23 protein-coding genes and 1 tRNA gene are annotated in these 25,003 nt (G+C 36.2%); 6 read left to right on the forward strand and 18 right to left on the reverse strand.

The features are described from left to right. Positions 1–9: 9 nt before the first annotated feature. The 10 genes from QUF93_RS22505 to QUF93_RS22550 all read right to left on the reverse strand — a co-directional run bounded on the left by QUF93_RS22505 (position 10) and on the right by QUF93_RS22550 (position 12,192). Positions 10–2,364 carry a sugar phosphate nucleotidyltransferase gene (locus QUF93_RS22505; RefSeq protein WP_289360244.1) on the reverse strand — a complete coding sequence of 785 codons (2,355 nt, stop codon included), beginning with the start codon at positions 2,362–2,364 and terminating at the stop codon, positions 10–12. A gap of 335 nt (positions 2,365–2,699) precedes the next feature. Then, a complete protein-coding gene (gene phoU / locus QUF93_RS22510) occupies positions 2,700–3,356 on the reverse strand; it encodes a phosphate signaling complex protein PhoU (RefSeq protein WP_289360245.1) in 657 nt (218 codons plus the stop codon). A 308-nt stretch (positions 3,357–3,664) separates the two neighbouring features. Further along, positions 3,665–4,480, reverse strand: a complete 816-nt coding sequence (gene pstB / locus QUF93_RS22515; RefSeq protein WP_002122548.1) for a phosphate ABC transporter ATP-binding protein — start codon at positions 4,478–4,480, stop codon at positions 3,665–3,667. Positions 4,481–4,508: 28 nt separating this feature from the next. Continuing rightward, on the reverse strand, positions 4,509–5,375 hold the full coding sequence (gene pstA / locus QUF93_RS22520; protein ID WP_289360246.1) for a phosphate ABC transporter permease PstA: 867 nt from the start codon (positions 5,373–5,375) through the stop codon (positions 4,509–4,511). 1 nt (position 5,376) lies between these two features. Then, a complete protein-coding gene (pstC, locus tag QUF93_RS22525; RefSeq protein WP_289360247.1) occupies positions 5,377–6,327 on the reverse strand; it encodes a phosphate ABC transporter permease subunit PstC in 951 nt (316 codons plus the stop codon). Positions 6,328–6,354: 27 nt separating this feature from the next. Continuing rightward, positions 6,355–7,272, reverse strand: a complete 918-nt coding sequence (locus QUF93_RS22530; RefSeq protein WP_289360248.1) for a PstS family phosphate ABC transporter substrate-binding protein — start codon at positions 7,270–7,272, stop codon at positions 6,355–6,357. A gap of 369 nt (positions 7,273–7,641) precedes the next feature. Further along, positions 7,642–9,774, reverse strand: coding sequence for a peptidoglycan D,D-transpeptidase FtsI family protein (locus QUF93_RS22535; protein ID WP_289360249.1), 2,133 nt, complete (start codon positions 9,772–9,774; stop codon positions 7,642–7,644). 109 nt (positions 9,775–9,883) lie between these two features. After that, complete coding sequence (locus tag QUF93_RS22540; RefSeq protein WP_212935699.1) at positions 9,884–11,161, reverse strand: MFS transporter; 1,278 nt, start codon at positions 11,159–11,161, stop codon at positions 9,884–9,886. 121 nt (positions 11,162–11,282) lie between these two features. Continuing rightward, positions 11,283–11,894: a superoxide dismutase [Mn] gene (sodA, locus tag QUF93_RS22545; RefSeq protein ID WP_001052033.1), complete on the reverse strand. Its 612-nt coding sequence runs from the start codon at positions 11,892–11,894 to the stop codon at positions 11,283–11,285. Positions 11,895–12,118: 224 nt separating this feature from the next. Continuing rightward, positions 12,119–12,192: transfer RNA gene (locus QUF93_RS22550), tRNA-Ile, on the reverse strand. Positions 12,193–12,431: 239 nt separating this feature from the next. Between QUF93_RS22550 and yqgB the strand changes: the two genes are divergently transcribed. From yqgB to ispG, 3 genes are all read left to right on the forward strand, one after another. Next, positions 12,432–13,199 carry a protein YqgB gene (gene yqgB / locus QUF93_RS22555; RefSeq protein WP_002122562.1) on the forward strand — a complete coding sequence of 256 codons (768 nt, stop codon included), beginning with the start codon at positions 12,432–12,434 and terminating at the stop codon, positions 13,197–13,199. Positions 13,200–13,264: 65 nt separating this feature from the next. Beyond that, positions 13,265–13,630 carry a protein YqfZ gene (locus QUF93_RS22560; protein WP_193656099.1) on the forward strand — a complete coding sequence of 122 codons (366 nt, stop codon included), beginning with the start codon at positions 13,265–13,267 and terminating at the stop codon, positions 13,628–13,630. A 165-nt stretch (positions 13,631–13,795) separates the two neighbouring features. After that, positions 13,796–14,911, forward strand: a complete 1,116-nt coding sequence (ispG, locus tag QUF93_RS22565; protein WP_165766150.1) for a flavodoxin-dependent (E)-4-hydroxy-3-methylbut-2-enyl-diphosphate synthase — start codon at positions 13,796–13,798, stop codon at positions 14,909–14,911. An 81-nt stretch (positions 14,912–14,992) separates the two neighbouring features. On the opposite strand, the gene QUF93_RS22570 is transcribed toward ispG, so the two are convergent. The 4 genes from QUF93_RS22570 to QUF93_RS22585 form a co-directional block, all read right to left on the reverse strand. Beyond that, positions 14,993–15,406, reverse strand: coding sequence for a Fur family transcriptional regulator (locus QUF93_RS22570; protein WP_001054515.1), 414 nt, complete (start codon positions 15,404–15,406; stop codon positions 14,993–14,995). Positions 15,407–15,419: 13 nt separating this feature from the next. Beyond that, positions 15,420–16,253 carry a metal ABC transporter permease gene (locus QUF93_RS22575; RefSeq protein ID WP_002122567.1) on the reverse strand — a complete coding sequence of 278 codons (834 nt, stop codon included), beginning with the start codon at positions 16,251–16,253 and terminating at the stop codon, positions 15,420–15,422. Beyond that, a complete protein-coding gene (locus QUF93_RS22580; RefSeq protein ID WP_002111871.1) occupies positions 16,253–17,023 on the reverse strand; it encodes a metal ABC transporter ATP-binding protein in 771 nt (256 codons plus the stop codon). Before QUF93_RS22580 ends, QUF93_RS22575 begins: the two co-directional genes overlap by 1 nt. A gap of 180 nt (positions 17,024–17,203) precedes the next feature. Continuing rightward, entirely contained in the window at positions 17,204–18,082 is an 879-nt protein-coding gene (locus QUF93_RS22585) for a YitT family protein (RefSeq protein WP_002015168.1), read from the reverse strand. Between the two features lie 151 nt (positions 18,083–18,233). On the opposite strand from QUF93_RS22585, the gene QUF93_RS22590 reads away from it, so the two are divergent. Beyond that, entirely contained in the window at positions 18,234–18,488 is a 255-nt protein-coding gene (locus QUF93_RS22590) for a DUF2624 domain-containing protein (protein WP_001048958.1), read from the forward strand. Between the two features lie 19 nt (positions 18,489–18,507). On the opposite strand, the gene QUF93_RS22595 is transcribed toward QUF93_RS22590, so the two are convergent. Together QUF93_RS22595 and QUF93_RS22600 are read right to left on the reverse strand one after the other, a co-directional pair. Continuing rightward, positions 18,508–19,404 (reverse strand): deoxyribonuclease IV, encoded by an 897-nt coding sequence (locus tag QUF93_RS22595; RefSeq protein WP_289360252.1) that lies wholly within the window; start codon positions 19,402–19,404, stop codon positions 18,508–18,510. Positions 19,405–19,654: 250 nt separating this feature from the next. Next, entirely contained in the window at positions 19,655–20,965 is a 1,311-nt protein-coding gene (locus QUF93_RS22600) for a DEAD/DEAH box helicase (RefSeq protein WP_002122574.1), read from the reverse strand. A gap of 184 nt (positions 20,966–21,149) precedes the next feature. Between QUF93_RS22600 and vrrA the strand changes: the two genes are divergently transcribed. Together vrrA and QUF93_RS22610 are read left to right on the forward strand one after the other, a co-directional pair. Beyond that, a complete protein-coding gene (gene vrrA, locus QUF93_RS22605) occupies positions 21,150–21,884 on the forward strand; it encodes a VrrA/YqfQ family protein (protein ID WP_289360253.1) in 735 nt (244 codons plus the stop codon). A gap of 89 nt (positions 21,885–21,973) precedes the next feature. Continuing rightward, on the forward strand, positions 21,974–22,924 hold the full coding sequence (locus QUF93_RS22610) for a 4-hydroxy-3-methylbut-2-enyl diphosphate reductase (protein WP_289375817.1): 951 nt from the start codon (positions 21,974–21,976) through the stop codon (positions 22,922–22,924). Positions 22,925–22,964: 40 nt separating this feature from the next. Here the strand turns inward: QUF93_RS22610 and QUF93_RS22615 are convergent, their stop codons facing one another. Both QUF93_RS22615 and QUF93_RS22620 read right to left on the reverse strand, forming a co-directional pair. Then, positions 22,965–24,086 (reverse strand): Nif3-like dinuclear metal center hexameric protein, encoded by a 1,122-nt coding sequence (locus QUF93_RS22615; RefSeq protein ID WP_289360254.1) that lies wholly within the window; start codon positions 24,084–24,086, stop codon positions 22,965–22,967. After that, the gene (locus tag QUF93_RS22620) at positions 24,083–24,790 is read right to left on the reverse strand and encodes a tRNA (adenine(22)-N(1))-methyltransferase (RefSeq protein WP_289360255.1); all 708 of its coding nucleotides are present in this window, start codon (positions 24,788–24,790) and stop codon (positions 24,083–24,085) included. Before QUF93_RS22620 ends, QUF93_RS22615 begins: the two co-directional genes overlap by 4 nt. Between the last annotated feature and the right edge of the window lie 213 nt (positions 24,791–25,003).

Consider the following 25,003-nt stretch of genomic DNA (forward strand, 5'->3'; position numbering starts at 1 on the left):
ATAAAAATTCTACACCTTTTGATATTGTCTAATTTTTTCTATAAGGTTTTTCATGTTTTCCCTTGCTATTACTGGGTTTCTAGCATGTGAATACACCAAAAATTTTGGTTGTTTTGTATCAGAAACGATATAAGACCACTCTTTTTCTGTATATTTGAACTGTATTCCTTCAAATATACCTTCTTCTTTTCTTTCCATATCGGCCAATAATTTCCTCATTACTTTCCCTTTTTCCTTCCATGAACATACAACTTCATCATAAAGTAGATACAGTGGAGGAGATTGCTCTGCTATGCTAAGTAATGTTTTTCCTTGCAACGCTATTAACTCGAATAATTTTCCAATTCGATATAAAATATCTCGCTTCCATCTTATTTGAAAAGAATTTTTTTCATTATGCATATAAAAGAGGAGATAACATTCCCCTAATTTCAAAGACATTGGGTAAATATTATCTGCTGATTCGAGTAATAAATCCGGAATATCTACTTCTTCAAAATCAGTACCTTGGTAAATATTACCGTGATTGTCATATAATTCGAAGCGATTTCCGTGTTCAGAAAACATAAGCGCCATATTCGCTTTACTCGATTTCATCAAAGCTTTCACATGATCTTTTTGTTCACTCGCATAAACCCATGTAACTGTGCATCCAAGCCTTTGTAGAAAGAGCATAAGTAAATGTTGTAACATATCATTTCTCTTATTAATAAGAAGATGAAACTTCTGTTTTTGTATCGTTTCAATATCAATACGCTCTAACACAGCTTCTACATAATTATTTACAGAAACGTGAACTAGCTTATTTCGTCCCATTTCTTTCTCACAAGCGTAATAAAACGACTCAGACATATATACTTGTTCTATCGCCTTTTGCTGCTTATACGTTAAAAACGAGCCCTCCTTACCATACAGTTGTATAACAATCCCTCTTTCGCTTTCCACTTGAACGAAAACTCCACCTGCACATTGCAAATTATGAATGGCATACTGAAAAAGCGACTCATTCATTTCTTTACATTCCATCGTATGAATCCCACTGCTATGAATGGTATGAAGGAATAAATTTTTAAAGGAAGTTGTTTCTATATTTTCCTGACTTCCAATCAATATACTCTCTCCTTTTGCAAAAAGAGATCCATAAGCCATTGCAACTTTCACAATAAATTGAGGAGTAATTTCAACATTACCCCTTCCTACAATCCGGCTTTTTTGTAACCATCCTGTACTCTTTTCACTCTCTTTAACACCGGCAGAACCTACTATCGAATGACTATCTATCTCCTTATATGGCCATATTTTTCCTTTTTGCTTAATTACTGTACTTTTCCCTATATGACAATGGTCCGCTACAATACTTTTTTGAAAAAGTGTAACATCATCTTCGACCATTGTATGATCTCCTATTGTTGTTTCTAACAACTCACAATTTTTTCCTATATGAGCGTTTGCAAAAATGATGCTTTTTTGAAGATGAGAATAACTTGAAACGATACTATTTTTCCCGATAATAGAGTACGGTTCAATTACAGCCCCCGCACCAATCATTGCTCCTTCTCCAATAAAAGAAGGGCCATGAATTTTCGTCCCTTTTCCTATCGTTACACCTTCTCCCATCCACACCATCGGTAATACTTCTGTATATGGAATAGGCACCTTCAATTTTTTCGTCAACAAATCGAATTGAGCTTGCCGATATTGATCAAATGTACCAATATCTAGCCAATAGTCTTCTGATAAATATGCAAATAAAGCATTTTTATTTGCCAATAATGGAAACACATCATGACTGAAATCCGAAAATTCCATGGATGGTATGTAAGAAAAGATTTCTGGCTCCATTATATAAATACCTGTATTCACAATATTAGAAACTACCTCATTCCAGCTCGGCTTTTCTATATATCGTATAATTTCTTGTTCTTTATTCATTACAACTAACCCAAATGAGAGTGGGTTTTCTACTTCTTTCACAAACATCGTTACCATTCTCTTCTTCTGTTCATGAAATGCAATTCCTTCTGATAATTGAAAGTCAGTTAATGCATCCCCACTAATAACAACAAATGTTTCATCTAAAAAGCTTTCCGCTTGCTTAATGCTCCCTGCTGTTCCAAGCGGAGGAGAGTCTTCAAAATAATACAAGTTAACTCCCCACTTACTACCATCACCAAAGTATTGCTTAATGGCAGTACTCATATATTGAACTGTAATTGCAATTTCACGAATACCATGCTGACGTAATAATTCAATATTATATTCAAGAACTGGTTTTTCTAACAATGGTAACATCGGTTTTGGAGTATTACATGTTAATGGTCTAAGGCGTCTTCCTTTTCCTCCAGCTAAAATAACCCCCTTCATATACTTCAGCCTCCACTTATATAATGTTCAAGAACTCCGTATATCATTTACCCCACATTAACTGCAGTAAAAGTCCAGCTTGGTTTGGTATGATCTAACAATTAGTGAGAGACAGCCTCACTTTATGAATAAATGTACCTTTTAACTCCCAACAAAAAGAAAGCGCTTACCATTAACTTGGTAAAATAATTAATAAGACGTAACTAACACATATGTACTTATTTTTCCATTAATTATGATACATCTTATCATCATAGACTAAAGGAAACAACGAGCTTTTTTTGTCATGTTTTGACTAAAAAAAGCAGGTGATTTCTCATCACCTACTTTTCCCCCTACTCATTCAATAAATAATGCTTTCCTTTTACTAAATAAAATACATTCTCAGCAATATTTGTAACATGGTCTGCTACACGCTCAATATATCTTGCAACAAAGGATAGTTGTGTAATTTGTGTAATTGTTTCTGGTTGTCCAGGGATAGAGGAAATAAATTCACGAATCGCCTTCCCATAAATTTCATCAACTGAATCATCCATTTCAGCAATTTGTTTAGCAAAAGTTAAATTTTCTTGCTCGTATGCTTCTAATGCTAAATTTAACATCTTATGAGCAATCTCAAACATTTCCTCAAGGTTCTGCAAGCTAACAACCACTTCTTTTTCTCCAAGGCGAATTGTTGATTTCGCAATATTAACAGCATGGTCTGCAATACGTTCTAAATCTGTCGCTGTTTTAATTGAAATGAAAATTCTTCTTAAATCACTTGCTACAGGCTGCTGCTTTGTAATAAGCATAAGCGCAAGGTCATTTATTTCCTCTTCTAAATTATCCATGCGATAATCCCCATCAATGACTTCTAACGCTTTCTCTACATCCCTGTTGTGAAGACCTTCCATAGCAATCAATAAAGCTTCTCTTGCTAACTCACCAAGCTCGATCACCTTTTGCTGTAACGTTTTTAAATCACATTGAAATTGTTCTCTTACCATCGTTTCTTCCCCCTCAATATTATGTGCCATTATATATAAAGTGAAACTTTAATCAGTATGGGGGTTTTTCATCCCCACTGATTATTAGCCCGCACCACTCGGGCGTTTATGGGCAGCCCGACTCCTAACTAACTTCTTTGTTCCAGCCGAGTTTTACTGCCCGCAAATAGCGGGATAAATCCCCTATCCAGCCTCTTATACGTTTACTAAGCCTTGAGAAAAGAGAAATATTACTCCCCTTTAAAATAAGGTGAAAGTGAGAAATGCCCTCTGTTAAGAGGGCATTTACTCTTATCCTTACAACGATATCAACCAAATCGTCCTGTAATGTAGTCTTCTGTACGCTTATCTGTAGGTGTTGTAAATAATTTGTTCGTATCTGTATATTCCACAACTTCTCCACTTAAGAAGAAAGCAGTTTTATCTGAAATACGTGCCGCTTGTTGCATGTTGTGCGTTACGATAACAATACTAAAATCTTTCTTTAATTCCTGAATTAGTTCTTCTACTTTTGATGTTGAAATTGGATCTAGCGCTGATGTTGGTTCATCCATTAAAATAACGTCTGGCTCAATCGCTAAGCAGCGTGCAATACATAGACGTTGTTGCTGTCCACCAGATAAACCGTATGCATTATCGTGCAAACGATCTTTTAACTCATCCCAAATAGCTGCTCCGCGCAAGCTTTTTTCAACGATTTCATCAAGTGTTTTTTTGTCACGAACACCATGGATTTTCGGACCGTATGCTACATTTTCATAAATAGATTTTGGAAATGGATTTGGCTTTTGGAACACCATACCCACATGCGTACGTAATTCTTCAACCGGATATGATTTATCGAATATGTTTCGTTCTCTATATTCGATAACGCCCGTAGTTCGAACGATAGGCACTAACTCTACCATACGATTTAGCGTTTTTAAGTATGTTGATTTCCCACAACCACTTGGACCGATAATCGCTGTTACTTCATTCTCATGAATACTTAAGTTGATATCTTTTAAAGCATGGTCTTCTCCGTACCATAAATTTAAATTTTTCGTATCAAATACTACTTTTTGGGGTGCTGTCTCAATCTTTTTCTCATTTTTCACCTGTACATTTACTACTGTTGCTACCATTTGAATTCCCCTTTCATCCACTTCCAACTTATTTTCGATTTCGTAACCATAAGACAAATATATTTATAAAGAGCAGCAATCCTAGCAAAACAATCATCCCAGCTGCTGCTACATACTGAAATTCTTCTTGTGGTCTACTCATCCAATTAAAAATTTGAATTGGTAAAACCGTAAATCTATCAAACATACTGAACGGAACATAATTTGCAAAGGCAAGGGCCCCAATGACTAATAATGGCGCTGCCTCACCAATTGCTCTCGATACCGCTAACGTACATCCCGTTACAATCCCTGGCAAAGCTACTGGCAATACAACTTGATACATCGTTTGCCACTTCGTAGCACCTAATCCGTAAGAAGCCTCTAATAATGAACTCGGTACAGATCGAATCGCTTCTTGGCTCGCTACAACAACAGTCGGTAAGACGAGCAAGCTCATTGTCAGTGCCGCCGCGACTATGCTTTCTCCTAAGTGGAGAGCATATACGAAAATAGTTAATCCGAGTAAGCCGAACACAACAGAAGGTACCCCTGCTAACGTTTGGTTATTTAGCTCTATTAACTTTTTAAAGACGGAGTCCTTCGCGTAATGCTCTAAATAAAGAGCTGTTCCGACTCCAAATATAAAAGAGACCGGTATAACAATGCTCATAAATAGTATTGTTCCTGACAAAGCAGCGGCAATCCCAGCTTCTCTCGGATTACGTGAGGCGAAGTTTGTAAAGAAATCTATTGAAAGATAACTTATACCTTTTTCAAAAATTTGAAAAAGCAATATAAAAAGTATTACTACTGAAAACAAAATTGCTATATAAAAAAAACACTTGTAAATCCGATCCTTTAAAAAACGCGATGCCATATTTTCTTGTATTTTTTTATGGTTTAACATTCGCATATTATGTCATCCTCCTAAAACGGCGCATAATATATTGCGAAATGATATTCATAATAAAAGTAAACATAAATAACGTTGCACCTACAGCATACATGCTGTAATAAGTAATCGTTCCGTGCGGAGCATCACCTAAACTCACTTGTACAATATAGGCTGTTAATGTTTGAATAGAATGAGTCGGGTCTATCGATACATTAGGTGTTGATCCAGCTGCAATAACAACAATCATCGTTTCACCAATTGCTCGAGAAGCTGCTAATATAATCGCTGCCATTATGCCCGTAAAAGCCGATGGAAACACCACTTGTTTTACCATCTCAAAACGAGTTGCTCCTAGCGCTAATGAGGCTTCTTTAATTTCTTTCGCTACAGCTCTCATCGCATCTTCAGAGAGAGACGCAATCGTCGGTATCATCATAAACCCTATAACAATACCTGGACTAATAGCATTAAAAAACTGCAAACCTGGTATAATCCGTTGTAAAAGCGGTGTGACAACTGTTAACGCGAAAAAACCATATACAATTGTCGGAATGCCTGCCAGTAGCTCTAACAACGGTTTTAATATTTTTCGAGCGCCATTCGAAGCATATTCGCTTAAAAACACGGCACAACCTAAACCAATAGGAATTGCTACGAACATGGCAATTGCTGTTACAAGGATTGTTCCACATATAAGTGGTAATATACCGAATTTCGGATCTTCAAAAAAAGGTAACCATTCTTTCTCTGTCAAAAAAGAATACAATGATATCTTTTGGAAAAACATGATTGTTTCATTTGCCAACGTAATAATAATTCCAAGCGTCGTTACAATGGACACGCTAGCAAGGGCTTTTAATATTAACGGAACAATTCGATTGATTCGCTGCGTTTTTTTTCTTCTATTTGTATTTCTCTCAATCAAATGCTGTACAGAAAATGTAATTTGACTTTTGTCATTATGAGCCAAAGATGAAAACCCCTTTCCACCCTGACATTACCTTTTTATTTCTGTTAACATTCGCAGCTGTTCATTATATTTTTCTTTTGGTAATTTTACATATCCGACCTCTTCAGCAAGACTTCCAACATGCTTAATCATAAACTCAACATAATTTGCTACATTAATTTTATTTCTGATAGATGCATGATTTACATACGTAAATAGCGGCCTAGATAATGGTTTATACGTACCCGACTGAATGGTCTCTTTCGTTGGAAACACGCCATCCACCTGTATTGCTTTTAACTTATCTCGATTGGCCATATAATAAGCATATCCTACAAAAGCAATGGCATTTTTATCATTCATTACCCCTTGCATAATAACTTGATCGTCTTCAGACAAAGAAACCGTTTTTACAAGGCGATTATTTTGTAAGACAACATTTTGGAAATAATCATAAGTACCAGAGTCTACGCCTGGCGCATAAAATTTAACTTGTTCACGTGGCCATGATGAATGAATTTGTGACCATCGTTTCAATCTTCCATTTTCACTCCATAATAGACGTAACTCGTCTAGCGTCATATTGTTTACCCACGTATTTTGACGATTCACAACAATCGTTAGACCATCATAAGCGACCTCAAATGGTGTAAATTGAATGGAGTTTTTCTGCATTGCATTTTCTTCTACCGGTTTCATCAATCTCGAAGCATTGTTTATATCTACTTCTCCTTTACTGAAACGATTAAATCCTCCTCCTGTCCCAGAAATACTAATAGAAATTTTCACATTTGGATGGGCCTTTGTATATTCCTCTGCTACTGCCTCTATAATAGGAAAAACCGTTGAGGATCCGTCAACTCTCACTTCTCCCATTTCATTTGTAGCGAATGCAGTAGACGTATTAAAACAAAGGAAACATGTCGATAATGTCAAAACTTTAATCGATGCGCTCATCCATTTCACGTGTTCTTCCTCCTAGAAGTAACCGGAAATAACAGGATTACAGATATAAGAATACTGCTAAACTATTAATTCGGTTTTAATTGTTTGTAAAAGTTTTGTAAATTTCCACAAAAACAACTGTATACACAAACTTGATTTTCACTTTTGTACTTTAGATGCAGGAATTTTTCTAATCATCCATAAAACTGCTATCTCCTATCACACAAGACAAACTTAGAGCGTATGCACTAATCTTGTTATGTTCATCGTTTTTGAAACTACATGTTTTTTTCAACATTTTACGCTTGTCCACATTTACTAAACCATATGCATAAAGCATAAAAAAAAGCACACTATCTTTTCAGATAGTGTGCTTTTTTTACAACTTTTTTATTCATCATCTTGTGTATTACTTTTTTTCTCTTTTTCATCTTTTGGAGCTTCACCAGTTAATGCTTGTTTTTTCAAATCAAAGTAAGCGTCCATTATTTCACGACCAATATATCCATTAATCCCTGTTTTATCATCATGTACCCACGGCACAACAACAGAAAATGCTACTTCTGGATCTTCAAGTGGCGCATAACCTACTAATGTTAAGTTATATGTTTCAACACGCTCACCTTTTGCATTTCTACCAATCTCTTTATCTCCGCCATATACAGTTTGAGCTGTACCTGTTTTCCCAGCTGCTTTATATGGTGCACCTGCAAAGTATTTTGTAGCTGTACCACCTGAATCGTTAAACACTTGTCTAAATCCTTCTTGAACACGTTTAATTTGTGATTCAGGCATATCAACACGATTTAATACTTTTGGTTCCATAGATTGAACAACTTTTCCAACTTCCTCTGGCTTCGTAGCTGGCTCGCGGATTTCCTTTACAACTTGGGGTTGCATACGATATCCACCATTTGCAATCGTCGAAATATATTGTGCTAATTGAAGCGGTGTATACGTATCATACTGTCCAATTGATAAATCTAATAAGAAACCTGGTTGACTTCCTCTACCCATTTGACCAGCAGTTTCATTTGGCAAATCAATTCCTGTTTTTACACCAAGCCCAAACTGCCCAAAATAGTAACGCATAGTATCAAATGCTTTTTGCGGGATATCTAACGTACCGCCTCGTACGTATGGAACCCCTGCAATATTCATCGCTGTTTTAAACATATAAACGTTTGAAGACTGTTTTAACGCTGTAAGGTCATTAATATACCCCATCGTTTTCCAAGATGACTTCGTAGGTGTCCCTTTTAATTTAATCGGTTCATCTAACTGTACTGATCCAGGTTGAATCGCACCAGTTTGATATCCCGTAAGTACTGTCGCACCTTTTACAGTTGAACCCATCGGATAAGAACTCGTCATCGTTCCTAATGCGAAATCATTTACTTTCGTTTGACCATCTTCGTTAACTAATTGTTTCCCTGCCATGGATAAAACTTCACCATTTTTCGGATTCATCATTACAACGAAAGCGCGATCTAAAAGCGGTTCTGATCCTTTAAATTTAATTAAGTTTTTCTCAAGAATCTCTTCTACACGCTTTTGTAATTCCATATCAATTGTTAAATTCAGGTCATTACCTCGTTGCCCTTGTGATACATTAATAGTTTCTAAAATATTACCGTCTTTATCTGTAACATTTCTCACTTCGGATTTTGTACCGTGTAAACTATCTTCGTACTGTTGCTCAAGGTAACTTTTCCCTACGCGATCATTACGATTATAATCGCGAACAAGGTAGTAATCTAATCGCTCTCTCGGTAACCCTTCATCAGAAGACGTTACACCACCAAGTACACTTCGGAACGTATCCTCATACTTATATTTTCGTTCCCAGTCGACATTTGTATCTACACCTGGTAATTTTGCTAAATTTTCACTAATAATCGCATATTCTTCTTCTGTTGCACCTTTTTTAACGATTTGCGGCGTCATTGCATATCCGCTTTCCATCTTACTTTTGATCGCCAATATTTCTAAATCTTTTGCTGACAATTGACTGATCTCTTCTTCTGTTACACGATTTCGTTGACGCTCATCTAGCTCTTTCTCTTCAATTTTATTCGCTTTCAACTCTTCACGATCTTTTTTTGTGATTTTTGTTTTTGCTTCTTCTTTATGTAAAGCAAGCCAATAATCTTTTTTATCGCGATCTGTTAACTTATCTGTTGGGACCTCAATCAAATCTGCTAACTTTTTCGCCGTTTCTAAGCGATCATCTGCAGTTGATCCCTTCATTTTTGTAAATGTAATTGTACGAATAGGCTCATTATCTACAACTGGTTGCCCATTACGATCAAATATTTTCCCGCGCGGTACAGGATTACTTATCGTTGAATTTTCTTTTTTCTCAACTTCATTTTTATATTCCTCACCACGAACAATTTGTACGTATCCAAGCCTTACAATAACCGCGGAGAACATTAAAAACACGCAAAAAAACAACACGTTTAACCGAAAGGGAACGTGGGTCTTTATCTTTGTCTGGTTCTTTTTCTGTTTCTTGCTCATACAAACCCCCTCTACCAACAGCTATGTAATGTGAAAGGGACACCTTCATACAGGTGCCCTCACTGCTGTCTTACATCTTTTTCTATTCTAGCATAAAACACACGATAAGTTAACCTTCTGGTTCAGTTTGATTCTGCGTGGTTCCTTGCGCTACAACGCTGGTTTTGCTCACATTCCCCTCATCATATTTGACATTTTTAACTGCAAAATAAATAAGAAAATGTCCAGCTCCTAAAATACATAGTAAGAAAGGTAAACTTTTTTCAGGAGGAAAGAATATGACAGCACATAAAAAACTTAAAATGGAACAAATTCTTCCGGCATTTAACCATAATTCCCTGACAACTACATATTCTACACGCCATTCTCTCGCCTGTTTTGCTCTACCAATTACATCGTATGTCATGGATCCGTACGGAACAAGTAAAATAGGATATGCAATCGCAATACATGCTGCATAAATAAGTAATTTCGTATATGTAACATTAAAAATAACTAAAAATACGACCGCATATAAAATAATTCCACCAAGTAAAATTGCTTTTTTTCGCCATTCTTTCTTTAACATACGAGCAACTAAATAATAGCATACAAATGATACTGCAGAATTCACTAAACTATATTTCCCTAGTGCTAACTCGCTACCAGATGCTAAATAGACGTATACCGAAATAACGAAAATAAACGTTCCCTCTCTCAAACCTTGGAAGAAATGAGCGCGCGTAATTCTCCCCCAGTTTTCATCAACTTGCCGCTCTTTCAATACTTGTACAATTTCATAGCGTCCTTCACATTCTCTCTTCGATAAAAAAAAGCTTAGAACGACTGCAACCGCAAATAGCATTAACGAGAGGAAGAAAACGACAGTATAACCGCTCCATTTTTCCATACGTGAAATTGTATATCCTGCTGCTATCGGTCCAATCATTCCAGAGAAAGATGTAAGAAGTCCGAGAAAACCGTTAAAAAAATCTCTTGTTTCTGGTTCTGTAATCTCAAATGTCAACAAGTTAAAAGCGAGCCAATAAAAACCATAGCCAACTCCTAAAAGGGCTCCCATTAGTAAAATATAGTGAGATGCACTTTTTCCCGCTACTAAAACGACGATAAAAAAAACAGCTAACGTGCCTACACCTATTCTCAATAAAATCGAGCGATCAATACGTTTCGCTAATTTCCCGCCCACAAGAAATGTTAGAGGCTGCAATACAACGCTGGCCAAATTATACAAGCCCAGATTTACATAATTTTGTGTTTGCTTCCATAAATAAATGTTTACAAACGTATTCGATAAAGAAATTGCGAGCGTGTATAAACCTCCTATAACGAGCAATAATACTAAATCCCGATTCACTTCAACATCACCAATTACATGTTTCCACTTCATACACAACTCTCCTTTACTTCATGTTCTAGTCTTCCAAAGACAAGCTCAATTATGTAAAAGGAGAGCATAGAAAAAAGCTAGGAGAAAACTCCTAGCTTTTTTCTAGCTGTATTAACTTTAATTATTTTGCTTCTTGGTAAAGTTTTTCAGCAACGTTCCAATCTACAACGTTCCAGAATGCACCGATGTAGTCAGGACGACGGTTTTGGTAATTTAAGTAGTAAGCATGCTCCCAAACATCTAAACCGATAACTGGAGTTTTACCTTCAGTTAGAGGAGAATCTTGGTTTGGAGTGCTTGTTACTTCTAACTCACCATTGTTTACTACTAACCAAGCCCAACCAGAACCGAAGCGAGTTGCGCCAGCTTTTGCGAATTCTTCTTTGAATGCATCGAAGCTACCGAATTTCGCTTCAATCGCAGTTGCAAGTTCGCCTACTGGTTGTCCCCCGCCGTTTGGAGATAGGATTGTCCAGAAGAATGTATGGTTAGCATGTCCGCCACCATTGTTACGTACTGCTGTACGGATTGCTTCAGGTACTTCGTTTAAGTTTGCAACTAATTCTTCAACGCTTTTGTCAGCTAATTCTGCATGACCTTCTAAAGCAGCGTTTAAGTTTGTAATATACGTGTTGTGATGTTTTGTATGATGGATGTTCATTGTTTCTTTATCAAAGTGAGGTTCTAAAGCATCATACGCATAAGGTAAATTTGGTAATTCGTGTTTTGCCATTGTTATATTCCTCCCGGTTTATGTATTGTCACTATATATGTGACCTACAACTTCATTCTACCCTAATTGCCATAGGGTGCAAACAAATAAATCGCTTTGTCTTGCTATCATTAAAGTAGCAAAATTCCCACTTCTTTTCAATTAAAATGCTCATATATTCCGTAAAAAAAGCTTCCTTCTACAAGGAAGCTTCCTGCTGACATAATAAACATATGAAATGGATATGGACCCTGTAGGACTCGAACCTACGACCGGACGGTTATGAGCCGTCTGCTCTAACCAACTGAGCTAAGGGTCCACAATTATGTATGTAACATGAAAAACAACTAAATTCCCATCGGATATATCGTTTGAAAAATGTAAGATAAATTTACCATATACAAAAGAAAAGTGTCAATTGTATTTTTCTCTACTAAAAGAAGTAAATTAATAAGAAGAAATTTAGTCCTTTCTACTATATGTAAATATAATATATCTTGAGCTCCTCTAGATTCGTACGTTACAATGATTTTATACATACATAAAGGAAGTGAATCTATGTCCATTTTTACACAGCTAGCAAAAAGCGTATATTCGCCTAAAGATATGGCGCTTTTCCGTTTCCAAAAAATCGGTAAAACCATTTTGTATATTATGCTTCTTTGCCTAATCACTACTATTCCAAGAACTTTCTTGTACGGTAGCGTTATCCAAGATGGTGTTAACATGGTAAATAAAGTAATCGAAAAAGATTTACCTGATTTTAAAATTGAAAATGGCGAGCTACAAGCTGATATTGATCAACCTATCGAAAAAGAAGACGGAAATGCCCTTTTCGTATTTGATCCAAATTCAACAGACTTAGAAAAATATCAAAATAAAACAGGTTTATTTGTTTTAAAAGATAAAGTAGTCTCCATGGGGAATGGTCAAACACAAACATACTCCTATAATGACTTACTAGGCGCATCTCTTGAGAAAAAAGATTTACAAGATTTCATTTCGTTATTTGACAGTATTTATCCAATCTTATTATTCGTTATTGGGTTCTTACTGTACTTATTCCAATTATTTATTACCTTTGTAGGAGTTACATTGCTTGCCTTCATCGGTTCTGCGATGAGCGGTCAACGCAAATTATCTTATAAACAAGTTTGGACATTAACTGCTTACAGCTACACAATTCCAACAATCTTCTTTATGATTATGGATTTATTCAAAATAAACGTACCTGGTGCAACATTCATTTACATTGCAGTTGTTTTAATCGTTCTATACTTAACAATGAAAGAGGTTCCAAAACCGAAAGAAAAACAAGAACTATAAAAAAATGCCTAAATAGGCATTTTTTTTTTGGACAAGCATATATTCCTAGCAAAGGAGTGAAGGATATGAAGAGATTAGGTGTACTCTTATTCGTGCTTGTCCTCGGTTATATATTTTATTACGACATAAAAATCGGTACTTTACCGATGTTAAGTTCATACAAAAAAACCTCTGCTGCCCAAACGATAAAAAAAGAAAATACAGATACAAAACAAAATAAAGAGAAAGAAACAGAAAAAGAAACGGATACAGTTTATAAAGCAATCGAAGTAAAAACTGGCGATACAGTTCTTTCTATTACAGAAGCGATTAATAAGAAAAAAATTCCTTCTATTGAAAAAGTAATTGATGACTTTAAGCAATTAAATAAAAATACATCTGCTACAAAAATCCAAGTTGGAAAGTCTTATAAATTCCCGTTATATCAATAAGCCATCACTTAATCCTTGTCAATTATATAAAGGCGCTGATACAATAGTAAAAGTGAAACCGAGTACTTTGGTTTCTATAGCCCTTTCTCACACATACTATCATTGATGTAAGGGACTAAAATAAGAAACTTCTTTTATAAGGAGAGCGATCAATTCGTGAATGAAATGACTCATCGTACAAAAACACGTCCAGTTAAAGTCGGTAATTTAACAATTGGCGGTAACAATGAATTAATTATACAAAGTATGACAACAACAAAAACACATGATGTTGAGGCTACAGTTGCTGAAATTAAACGTTTAGAAGAAGCTGGCTGTCAAGTTGTTCGTGTTGCTGTTCCAGACGAACGCGCAGCAAATGCTATTGCTGATATTAAAAAACAAATCAACATTCCACTTGTTGCTGATATTCATTTTGATTATCGCCTTGCTTTAAAAGCAATCGAAGGCGGCATTGATAAAGTACGTATCAATCCAGGTAACATTGGACGTCGCCATAAAGTAGAAGCTGTTGTAAATGCAGCGAAAGAGCGTGGCATTCCAATCCGTATCGGTGTAAATGCCGGCTCATTAGAACGTCATATTTTAGAAAAGTATGGATATCCAACTGCTGATGGTATGGTCGAGAGTGCACTGCACCATATTAAAATTTTAGAGGACTTAGATTTCCACGATATTATCGTATCAATGAAAGCCTCTGATGTTAACTTAGCAATTGAAGCATACGAAAAAGCTGCTCGCGCTTTTGATTACCCATTACATTTAGGTATTACAGAATCAGGAACATTGTTTGCTGGAACTGTAAAAAGCGCCGCCGGTCTTGGAGCAATTTTAAGTAAAGGCATCGGAAATACACTTCGTATCTCTTTAAGTGCTGATCCAGTTGAAGAAGTAAAAGTTGCACGTGAACTATTAAAGTCATTCGGTCTTGCATCTAATGCCGCAACACTTATTTCTTGTCCAACTTGTGGTCGTATTGAAATCGACCTCATTAGCATTGCTAATGAAGTCGAAGAATACATCTCTACGCTTCAAGTTCCAATTAAGGTTGCAGTACTCGGCTGCGCTGTAAACGGTCCTGGTGAAGCTCGTGAAGCTGATATCGGTATTGCAGGTGCACGCGGAGAAGGGTTATTATTCCGTAAAGGGCAAGTCGTTCGTAAAGTACCGGAAGAAACAATGGTAGAAGAACTGAAAAAAGAAATCGATGTAATCGCTGCTGAAATGGCTGCCGAACGAGAAAAAGAAAAAGAAAAAGAAAAAGAAACACAAGAACAATAAAAAGAAGGTTGCCCACAATAATGTGTGAGCAACCTTCTTTTCTATGTAAAAAAGCTCGTCAGTTATATAACCGACGAGCTTTTACTTTGCACATTTTGGACAACGACCGTATATTTCAAATTTATGTCCCGTTACTTCATAACCGTTAAAATCTTTATTCATAAAATCCATTGGACAAGAAGTAATCTCTTTCGTGCCCCCACAATCTAAACAAATAAAATGATGATGATGTTCCATAATGGAACATGTAAAACGAAAATGTTTTTCACCATTTAATTCCGTTTGTTCTAAAACACCGATTTCAGCAAAAACCGTTAAGTTACGATAAATCGTATCAAAACTCAGCCCTGGATAATCATCCTTCATATGCTCTAAAACGTCTTTCGCAGTTAAATAGCGATTGTGAGCCGCGAATAACCTTAGCATCTCTTCCCTTTTCCCCGTATGTTTGTATCCTTTTTCTTTCATTAGGCGTAAAGCTTCTGTTAGATTCATACCTATCCCTACTTTATGCAGTTTTTTTCTTCTTCCATAAAATTGCACCGATCAAAATAAGAACTGCTATCATAACAATTGTACCACCTGGTGCTAGATCAAGTTGATACGAAGCAAACATTCCACCAATTACGGCAATTTCACCAAATAAAACGGAAAAGAAAATTGTTTGTTTAAATCCTTTTGCAATACGAATACTTGCTGCAACTGGTAACGTCATTAAAGATGATACGAGAAGAACACCTACAACACGCATTGATACGGCAATTACAAGAGCAACTAATATAATGAAAATAAAGTGAATCCACTTTGCACTCAAACCGGTTGATACAGCATATTCCTCATCAAATGATAGTAAAAACAACTCTTTGTATAATAAAACAATCGTTGCAATAACAACAATTGCTACTATACCAATAATAATTAAATCCGAGCTTGTTACAGCACTTACACTACCAAATAAATAACTAAATAAATCCGTATTGAATCCATTAGCAAGTGAAATGAAGATAACTCCAATTCCCATCCCTGCTGAAAGTATAATCGGGATTGCTAACTCTTGATAATGTTTATACACAGTACGTAATTTTTCAATTAGCAATGCCCCACCGATTGAAAAAAACATTCCCATATATAAAGGGTTTAAAAACCCACCAGTAAAGATTGTCTTTTCAAGTAATAAACTAGCTGCAATTCCCGATAACGTCACATGACTTAATGCATCCGCAATAAGCGACATGCGGCGAATTACAACGAACACGCCGATAAGTGGTCCGACAAGCCCTATTAAAACACCAGCGTATAAAGAATTACGTAAAAAATCATATTGTAAAAAATCCTGTATCATTATATCCTCCCGTGATGCCCATGTTCATGTTCTAAGCGATGAACATGATGCCCATATAAAATCGACATTTCTGCATCTTCTAACTCTCGGAATTTCTCTACATTCCCATGGAAATGTAGATGCTGATTTAAACATGCAACATGCGTCACCTTCTCTGTTACAGCACCCATATCGTGCGTAACAAGAATTAACGTGATCCCTAGCCTTTTGTTTAAATCCTCTAGTATCTCATAGAAGCTTTCCACATTTTTCACATCGATCCCAACAGTAGGTTCGTCCAAAATAAGCAATTCCGGATTACTTACAAGTGCACGAGCAATAAATACACGCTGTTGTTGTCCACCAGAAAGTTCTCCAATATTGCGACCTTGAAACTCACTCATACCTACATCAGCAATCGCTTTTTCTACTTTCGCATTATCGTCTTTCGTAAAAAAGCGAAAAAGCCCCTTTTTCGAAACGAGCCCCATTGAAACAACTTCAAAAACAGTTGCTGGGAAACCTGAGTTAAAACTACTTGCCTTTTGGGATACATAGCCAACTTTATTCCACTCTTTAAATTTCTTACTATCAATGCCAAACAATCTAATACTTCCTTGCTTCGGTTTTAAAACACCCAATAAACATTTAAGTAAAGTCGATTTCCCTGAACCATTTGGTCCAACTAAACCTAAAAAAGCTCCCTTCGGAACTTGCAAATTAATATCTTCTAACACGTTTCGATCTTCATATCGAAACGTTAATCCTTCTATTTCCAATATATTATTCATATCATCTCACCTATTTTAATTCAGAATGATTCCGATTTATCTCTATTTGAATTATAGTACAGCTTATTATAGTTGTAAACCAATCTGCCTAAAATATATTCTTTATTTCAAGAAACCTTATTATTATAACAAAAAGCAGAGAAGAATTCTCTGCTTTCAAAAGATATTACAATTAACTTTTTAGTGAATTGCTGATTTAAACTTACCACCATTTGTCTCTTGTGTATTCATAATCGTAACAAATGCGTTTTCATCAATTTCATGCACAATTGATTTTAACTTCGTCACTTCCAGACGTGTTACAACTGCATAAATAACTTCTTTTTCTTTATCTGTATAGCCACCTTTAGCAACAAGTTTTGTTGTTCCACGACCAAGGCGGTGTAAAATTGCATTTGATACTTCCTCATATTGATCCGATACGATTAAAACTGCTTTCGTTTCGTCTAATCCTTGAATTACCGTATCAATTGTTTTGAATGCGATATAGTACGTCATAACAGAATACATCGCTTGTTCAACACCAAAAACAAATGCTGCCCATGCAAAAATGAATAAGTTCACAAACATTACGAATTCACCAACAGAAAACGGTAATTTCTTCGTTAATAGAATTCCCATAATCTCCGTTCCGTCTAACGATCCACCATGACGAATAACAAGTCCTACACCAATCCCTAAAATAAGACCGCCGAAAACTGTTGCTAAAATCGGCTCTGTTGTAAATGGCGGTATAGCATGCAACGTTGATTCAATAAATGCTAAAGCTACAATTCCAAATGCTGAAGATAACATGAATGTTTTTCCAATTTGCTTATACCCGGAGTACATAAAAGGAATGTTGAGGATAACAACTAAAGTAGAAAAACTTAACCACCAAATATTAGGAGTAAGATAATCTAATATAAGAGAAATACCAATAATTCCACCATCAATAATTTTATTTGGCATTAAAAACAGTTCAATCGCTACCGCCGCACACGCTGCCCCAAAGACAATCATAACTAAACGATATACAAGGTGAATAACACTTTCTTTTCGATGTTGCTTTTTCTCCATAAGTCCTCCTTATACTCTTTATCTATAGTTTCGTTCTTATATTATAACATAAGCTTCTTTTCCCCATTGAAAAAATGCACCTTGATACGAATATGTACAAGCTACACTTACATATATTTCGATAGAAGAACGTGTGAAGGAGGACAACACGATGAACCTCATTAAACAAATTGTGAACAAAAAATTAAATCATATTTCTACAAAAGAGTTATTGAAATATAGTAAAGAATATGAAGTTTCAATTACGACTGCGCAAGCTGATCAAATTGTTTTACTTATGAAGGGAAAAAATATTAACATTTACGACAATAACGAACGACTAGAGCTCTTAAAACAAATAGCAAAAGTAACCTCCCCTGCTACTGCCCAACAAGTAAATACTTTATTTCAGCAACTATTAAAATAAGGAGGGGAAAATCCCCTCCTTATTGCGCTTTAATTTTTTCAAGAATTCCTTCATCAAAAGTACCATTTTTCAGCATTTCGATTTCTAATTTATATGGTGGCTTCTTGTCTTTTTTATCTTCACCGACATACGGCGTTTCAAGAATTTTTGGTACGTGCATTAACTGCGGATGATGTACAATGTGATGCAATGCTTTATAACCGATATGACCGAAACCGATATTTTCATGACGGTCTTTTCCTGCTCCGCATACATTTTTACTATCATTAATATGAAGTACTTGTAGACGATCAATTCCAACGATCTTATCGAACTGATTTAATACACCGTCAAAATCATTTACAATATCATATCCTGCATCGTGCGTATGACACGTATCAAAACATACAGAGAGTTTTTCATTATATTTTACGCCATCAATAATTTTCGCAATTTCTTCAAAGCTACGACCGCATTCTGTTCCCTTTCCTGCCATCGTTTCTAGCGCAATATTAACCGTTTGTTCTGGCGTTATTACTTCATTAAGCCCTTTAATAATTTGTTGAATACCAGCATCTGCTCCTGCACCAACGTGAGCTCCTGGGTGAAGAACAATTTGTGTTGCTACCCCTAATGCTGCCGTTCTTTCAATTTCCATACGCAGAAAATCAACACCTAATTGGAACGTCTCAGGTTTCGTCGTATTCCCAACATTAATAATATACGGAGCATGGACGATAATTTCCTCAATACCGTTTAGTTCCATATGTTTTCTTCCTGCTTCTATATTCAATTCTTCAATTGGTTTTCTTCGTGTATTTTGTGGCGCACCTGTATAAATCATGAACGTTGTTGCACCGTACGAAACAGCCTCTTCACTTGCTGCTAATAACATCTTCTTACCACTCATTGAAACATGAGATCCAATCTTTAACATACAATCACCTCTTCAATATACAATAGATATAATGATAGCATAATTTGTAGAAATATGTAGCGAATTGTTTGTTCCCACAAAAGGCACTATACAAATTAAACTGACTATTCAAATAATCTATATTCTACACTTAAGTTAACCGGATAAAGTGAAACTTCAGTCAACGTTTTTTCTACCCCTCACTAATTATTAGGCCGCATTAATCGACTTTCTCTCAAGTAGTGAGATAAAAAAAAATAAGGGAAATCCCTTATCTTTTTTTATTGCTATATTTTTTCTTCACTTTGTCACGTTCTGTTGCAAGTTTTCGTTTATAGTTTGGTTTTACTTTTTTCGGCTTTTTAACAACTTTTGTTGCCATAACATCTAGTCCATCATTTGGTTTTTTACGGCTCTTACGACGACGACGGTCACCTAAATCCGCCCATTCATCTCCGCGTAAATCTACATGCTTAAACTCGATATGACGTTGTTTTTCCAAACTATCTAACGCTTCTTCATTTGCTGGATCATAAATCGTTACCGCAATACCTGAATGACCCGCACGTGCAGTTCTTCCAACGCGGTGAACGAAGAAGTCTAAATCTGATGGAAGTTCATAGTTAATAACATGGCTAATTCCTTCAATATCAATACCGCGTGCCGCCAAATCTGTTGCGACAATGTATTGGAACTCTAAATCACGAACTTGTTTCATCATTTTTCTACGATCACGTGGTGATAAATCACCGTGTATACGTCCTACTTTTAACCCACGTTCTGCTAATCCATCGGCTACTTCGTCAGCCTTCTTCTTTGTGTTTGTAAAGACAATTGCTAAATATGGTTTAAATTGAAGTAGCATATTTTTCACTAATTCAATTTTATTACGGTGTCTTGAAGGCACAAGGTAATGATCAATATTTCCTGCTGCAACTTGCTTCGGATTAATATGAATATGTTCTGGATTCTCCATATATTTCTTCAAAAATGGTTTTAATTTTTGAGGAATTGTTGCAGAGAAAACTAACATTTGCAGATTTTTAGGCATACGTGCCGCAATTTTATCTACATCTTGAATGAATCCCATATCAAGCATTAAGTCCGCTTCATCGACAATAATAGTATCCGCTTTATAAACAAATAGCGCCTTTTCTTCTACTAAGTCTTTAATACGTCCTGGCGTTCCAACTACAATATGAGGTTGTTTTTTCAACTTTTCAATTGATCGTTGTTTATCAGTTCCACCAATTAAACAACGTGCTGTAATCATTTGATCTTCTGCACAGAACTTTGTTAGTTTCACAATTTCTTCGTAAATTTGTTGTGCTAACTCACGAGTAGGCGCTGTAATAACAAGTTGTACTTCTTCACGACTTGCATCAATTCTGTTTAATGTAGGAAGTAAGTATGCATGTGTTTTCCCAGAACCAGTTTGGGATTGTCCAATTATACTCACACCTTTTTTCACGACCGGGAAAATTTTCTTTTGAATTCCTGTTGGCTCTGTAAAGCGTAGTTCACGAACTGCATCTATTAAAAATGGTTTAAAATCATACTGTGTAAAAGTTTGTAGTGTCATAAGTTACACCTTCTTTCTAAAATTTCTACTGCGCACAAATCAGTCAAGTCTACATTATATCGAAATCTACAAGTAAAAGCCATCTTTTCTTTAGTTTAGCTTTTCATCATAATAACTAACCTTCTTTCCTTCCACTGCATATTGTATGTGTATATACCTAACTGAAGAAAGGAGGATTTCTCATATGTATCCACAATCCCCTATAGGACAAATGTATCCTAATCAAAGACAACAGCCTTACACACCATACCCGATTCCACAACTACCACCGATGGCACAAAAAAAGAAAAGTTTTCTTTCTAAACTCTTTAAAAAACACGATCCTACGGAGCCTTTCATGCAAATGGTCCCGCCTTATCGACAAATGGAAGGACCACCGATGATGCATCAGCAACCACCGCCGCAATATCAACAGCAATATCAGCAACAATATCAGCAACAATACCCCCAGCAATATCAACAATATCAACCATACATGCAGCAGCATCCCCAACAAATGATACCGCCTCAAATGTATGAATCAAATGAAACACGCGGTGCCGCATCAACTACAGCTACAGCAACATCAAGCAGCGGCATCGGAAGTTTTTTTTCGAACCTAATTTCGAATCCAACTAATATGATAAGCAATATCGAAAAAGTATCCCAAGTCGTTCAATCTGTAGGTCCTGTCGTCGAACAGTACAGTCCCATTATGCGTAACCTACCAAGCATTGTTAAAATCCTCACCTCTGGAAAAAGTACAGAAGAAAGTCAAACTGAAGACCTAACAGAAAAGATTGAGGTAGCAACTCCACCTCCTCCACCCCAAAAAAGAAAACGGAAAAGAAAAAAAATAGTGATTGAGCCAGTCATAGAAAAAGAATTACCAGAGGAGCCTGTTCAACAAATAGCAACAAAACCAAAACTATATGTGTAACAATCCTTTGTTTTCTATCCACTCCTCCTTTATAATGTAATGGACTATGCACAAAAGTATCCCTTGTTTAGAAGGAGAGGATTACTCACATGAAGATTGTTAAAATTTCCCCTCGTGGTTATTGCTACGGCGTTGTTGACGCGATGGTTATTGCACGTAACGCCGCATTAGATAAATCATTACCGAGACCCATTTATATTTTAGGTATGATTGTTCACAATAAGCATGTAACAGATGCCTTCGAAGAAGATGGCATCATTACATTAGACGGTCCAAGTCGATTAGAAATTTTAGATAAAATCGATTCTGGTACTGTTATTTTTACTGCACACGGTGTTTCTCCAGAAGTTAAACAACGCGCAAAAGAAAAAGGTTTAACGACAATCGATGCAACTTGTCCAGACGTTACAAAAACACATGACCTTATTGAAGCAAAGAAGGTTGAAGGATACCATGTCATTTATATCGGCAAAAAAAACCATCCAGAACCAGAAGGCGCAGTTGGTATTGCACCTGACATCGTTCATCTTATCGAAAGAGCTGATGATTTAAAAACATTAGAAATCCCAACGGATAAAATTTTAGTTACGAATCAAACAACAATGAGTCAATGGGATGTTCAACATTTAATGGAAGACATTCAGAAAAAATTCCCAACAGCAGAATTCCATAAAGAAATTTGTTTAGCAACTCAAGTTCGCCAAGAAGCTGTCGCTAAACAAGCTGATGTTGCAGATTTAACAATTGTTGTCGGTGATCCGAAAAGTAACAACTCAAACCGTTTAGCACAAGTATCACAAGAAATCGCTGGTACGAAAGCATACCGCGTTGCAGACGTAAGTGAAATTCAATTAGAATGGTTACAAGGTATCGAAAATGTCGCAGTTACAGCCGGCGCTTCTACTCCAACGCCAATTACGAAAGAAGTAATTGCCTTCTTAGAGCAATATGATCCAATGAATCCAGCTACATGGGACAGAATTCGAAAAGTACCACTTCAAAAGATATTGCCACGTGTAAAAGTAAAAAAACAACAATAATAAAAACCGTTGCCTACATGAGCAACGGTTTTTATTTTTCTTATACAAATGTGAACGGATCCGTATGTAACTGTGAAGCATGAATTTGTGCATTGAAATTCTTTTCATCTACTTTGGCTTGCAATTGTTTTTGTACACCTTGCTTCATTACTTTTTCAACGTTATGCCCTGGATCGACTATATTTAAACCAATCATCATCGCATCGTGAGCAACATGATAATACATATCACCTGTTACATATACATCTGCTCCTTTAAATTTCGCTTGGTTTATATATTTATTACCGTCACCACCAAGTACAGCTACTTTACGCACTTTATCATCTAACTTTCCAACAACTCTTGCACCCTTTACATGTAACGATTGTTTCACATGTTCAGCAAACTTCCCAAGCGTCATTTCTTCTTGTAAATATCCTATTTTACCAAGACCTAACGTTTCACCTTTATTATCAAGCGGATATACATCATACGCCACTTCTTCGTATGGATGGGCTACCAACATCGCTTTAATAATTTTTCTTTGTAATGAAGCTGGAATTATCGTTTCGATACGTACCTCTTCCACACGTTCTAACTGCCCAGTTTCCCCGATATAAGGATTTGTTCCCTCTTGAGGTACAAACGTGCCTGTCCCCTCATTACTGAACGTACAGTGGCTATAATTGCCGATATGACCAGCACCTGCATCTCCTAGTGCTGTACGCACTTCTTCCGCATGAGTTACTGGCACAAATACAACAATTTTCTTCATTTCTTCTGCGTATGTCGGTGCTAACACTTCTGTATTTTGTAACCCTAACGCATCAGCAAGTAAATCATTTACTCCGCCCTTAGCAATATCTACATTTGTATGTGCGGCATAAATTGCAATATCATTTTTAATACACGTTTCAATAATTCTTCCGTACGCCTTATCTGTATGAATCGCTTTTAACGGATTAAAGATTAAAGGGTGGTGCGCTATAATGATATTTGCTCCTAATTGGATCGCCTCGTCCACAACTTCCTCAGTTACATCTAATGCGATTAATACGTGCTGCACAGGTTTATTAAGCGCTCCAATCTGTAAGCCAATCTTATCCCCTTCCATCGCTAAATGCTTCGGATACATACCTTCAAATAAAGAAATAATTTCATGACCATTCGGAATTTTACTCATGATAAAACCTCTCCTATCATTTTCATTTTCGCTTCTACTTCTGCATGCTTCGCTTTTGTCTCTTCAGACTCTGTTGCACGCTCTAACTGTTTTAAAATATTTTGGAAGTTTTTCAATTCCCCTTCCCACTTTTCAACAAAAGCTTCACTTTTTTCTTTTATTAAAAATGGACCCATAAACAATTCAGCTTGTTTATTTTCAGAGTAAGGTACTGCTATATCCCCTCGCTCTCCGATTAAAATCTCGTAAATCTTTCCGTCTTCTATTACAATTTTCTCCCGGATAAGCTCCCATCCATTTTCAATAAACCATTCACGAATATGGTGTGCAGCAATATTCGGCTGTAAGATTAAACGTGTTACACCTTCTAATTTTTCTTTACCACTTTCTAAAATGTCACGAATTAACGCTCCACCCATACCAGCAATCGTAATAACATCCACTTCTCCTGGCGCGATAACAGCTAATCCATTCCCTTTACGAACGTCTACTTTATCTTTTAAGCCACTTTCAGCTACAGTTGCTTGTGCAGAGCGAAACGGTCCATCTACAACCTCTCCTGCAACTGCTTTTGTAGCAATATTATTTATAATTGTATAACACGGTAAATACGCATGATCTGATCCAATATCAGCTACTGTAGATCCTACCGGAATCTCCCTCACAACTTCTTCTAATCGTTTTGAAAGCTTTACTTCATTCATGTATTTCCATTACTCCTTCTCTTGTCAGTCTGTCTCCATGATAATGAATTTATAGTAGTTGTTGCAAGCCCATAACAACACTTCAATTCTCTATTACTAATCGTATTTTAGAAAGTATAGAAAAACAAGCCTTTTGCACAAAAGCAAAAGGCTTGTTTTTCTATACTTTACCCCGCATTAACGGGCAGTAAGACTCCCACCTCAAAATTCGGC

Source organism: Bacillus hominis (assembly GCF_030348325.1).
In the GTDB taxonomy this organism is placed as follows: Bacteria; Bacillota; Bacilli; order Bacillales; family Bacillaceae_G; genus Bacillus_A; species Bacillus_A hominis.

What these genes read in the sequence shown, in the direction of transcription:
- QUF93_RS22505 (WP_289360244.1), bottom strand. Translation starts at nt 2,364, where the DNA reads ATGAAGGGGGTTATTTTAGCTGGAGGAAAAGGAAGACGCCTTAGACCA.
- phoU (WP_289360245.1), bottom strand. Translation starts at nt 3,356, where the DNA reads ATGGTAAGAGAACAATTTCAATGTGATTTAAAAACGTTACAGCAAAAG.
- pstB (WP_002122548.1), bottom strand. Translation starts at nt 4,480, where the DNA reads ATGGTAGCAACAGTAGTAAATGTACAGGTGAAAAATGAGAAAAAGATT.
- pstA (WP_289360246.1), bottom strand. Translation starts at nt 5,375, where the DNA reads ATGCGAATGTTAAACCATAAAAAAATACAAGAAAATATGGCATCGCGT.
- QUF93_RS22535 (WP_289360249.1), bottom strand. Translation starts at nt 9,774, where the DNA reads ATGAGCAAGAAACAGAAAAAGAACCAGACAAAGATAAAGACCCACGTT.
- QUF93_RS22540 (WP_212935699.1), bottom strand. Translation starts at nt 11,161, where the DNA reads ATGAAGTGGAAACATGTAATTGGTGATGTTGAAGTGAATCGGGATTTA.
- sodA (WP_001052033.1), bottom strand. Translation starts at nt 11,894, where the DNA reads ATGGCAAAACACGAATTACCAAATTTACCTTATGCGTATGATGCTTTA.
- yqgB (WP_002122562.1), top strand. Translation starts at nt 12,432, where the DNA reads ATGTCCATTTTTACACAGCTAGCAAAAAGCGTATATTCGCCTAAAGAT.
- QUF93_RS22560 (WP_193656099.1), top strand. Translation starts at nt 13,265, where the DNA reads ATGAAGAGATTAGGTGTACTCTTATTCGTGCTTGTCCTCGGTTATATA.
- ispG (WP_165766150.1), top strand. Translation starts at nt 13,796, where the DNA reads ATGACTCATCGTACAAAAACACGTCCAGTTAAAGTCGGTAATTTAACA.
- QUF93_RS22570 (WP_001054515.1), bottom strand. Translation starts at nt 15,406, where the DNA reads ATGAATCTAACAGAAGCTTTACGCCTAATGAAAGAAAAAGGATACAAA.
- QUF93_RS22575 (WP_002122567.1), bottom strand. Translation starts at nt 16,253, where the DNA reads ATGATACAGGATTTTTTACAATATGATTTTTTACGTAATTCTTTATAC.
- QUF93_RS22580 (WP_002111871.1), bottom strand. Translation starts at nt 17,023, where the DNA reads ATGAATAATATATTGGAAATAGAAGGATTAACGTTTCGATATGAAGAT.
- QUF93_RS22585 (WP_002015168.1), bottom strand. Translation starts at nt 18,082, where the DNA reads ATGGAGAAAAAGCAACATCGAAAAGAAAGTGTTATTCACCTTGTATAT.
- QUF93_RS22590 (WP_001048958.1), top strand. Translation starts at nt 18,234, where the DNA reads ATGAACCTCATTAAACAAATTGTGAACAAAAAATTAAATCATATTTCT.
- QUF93_RS22595 (WP_289360252.1), bottom strand. Translation starts at nt 19,404, where the DNA reads ATGTTAAAGATTGGATCTCATGTTTCAATGAGTGGTAAGAAGATGTTA.
- QUF93_RS22600 (WP_002122574.1), bottom strand. Translation starts at nt 20,965, where the DNA reads ATGACACTACAAACTTTTACACAGTATGATTTTAAACCATTTTTAATA.
- vrrA (WP_289360253.1), top strand. Translation starts at nt 21,150, where the DNA reads ATGTATCCACAATCCCCTATAGGACAAATGTATCCTAATCAAAGACAA.
- QUF93_RS22610 (WP_289375817.1), top strand. Translation starts at nt 21,974, where the DNA reads ATGAAGATTGTTAAAATTTCCCCTCGTGGTTATTGCTACGGCGTTGTT.
- QUF93_RS22615 (WP_289360254.1), bottom strand. Translation starts at nt 24,086, where the DNA reads ATGAGTAAAATTCCGAATGGTCATGAAATTATTTCTTTATTTGAAGGT.
- QUF93_RS22620 (WP_289360255.1), bottom strand. Translation starts at nt 24,790, where the DNA reads ATGAATGAAGTAAAGCTTTCAAAACGATTAGAAGAAGTTGTGAGGGAG.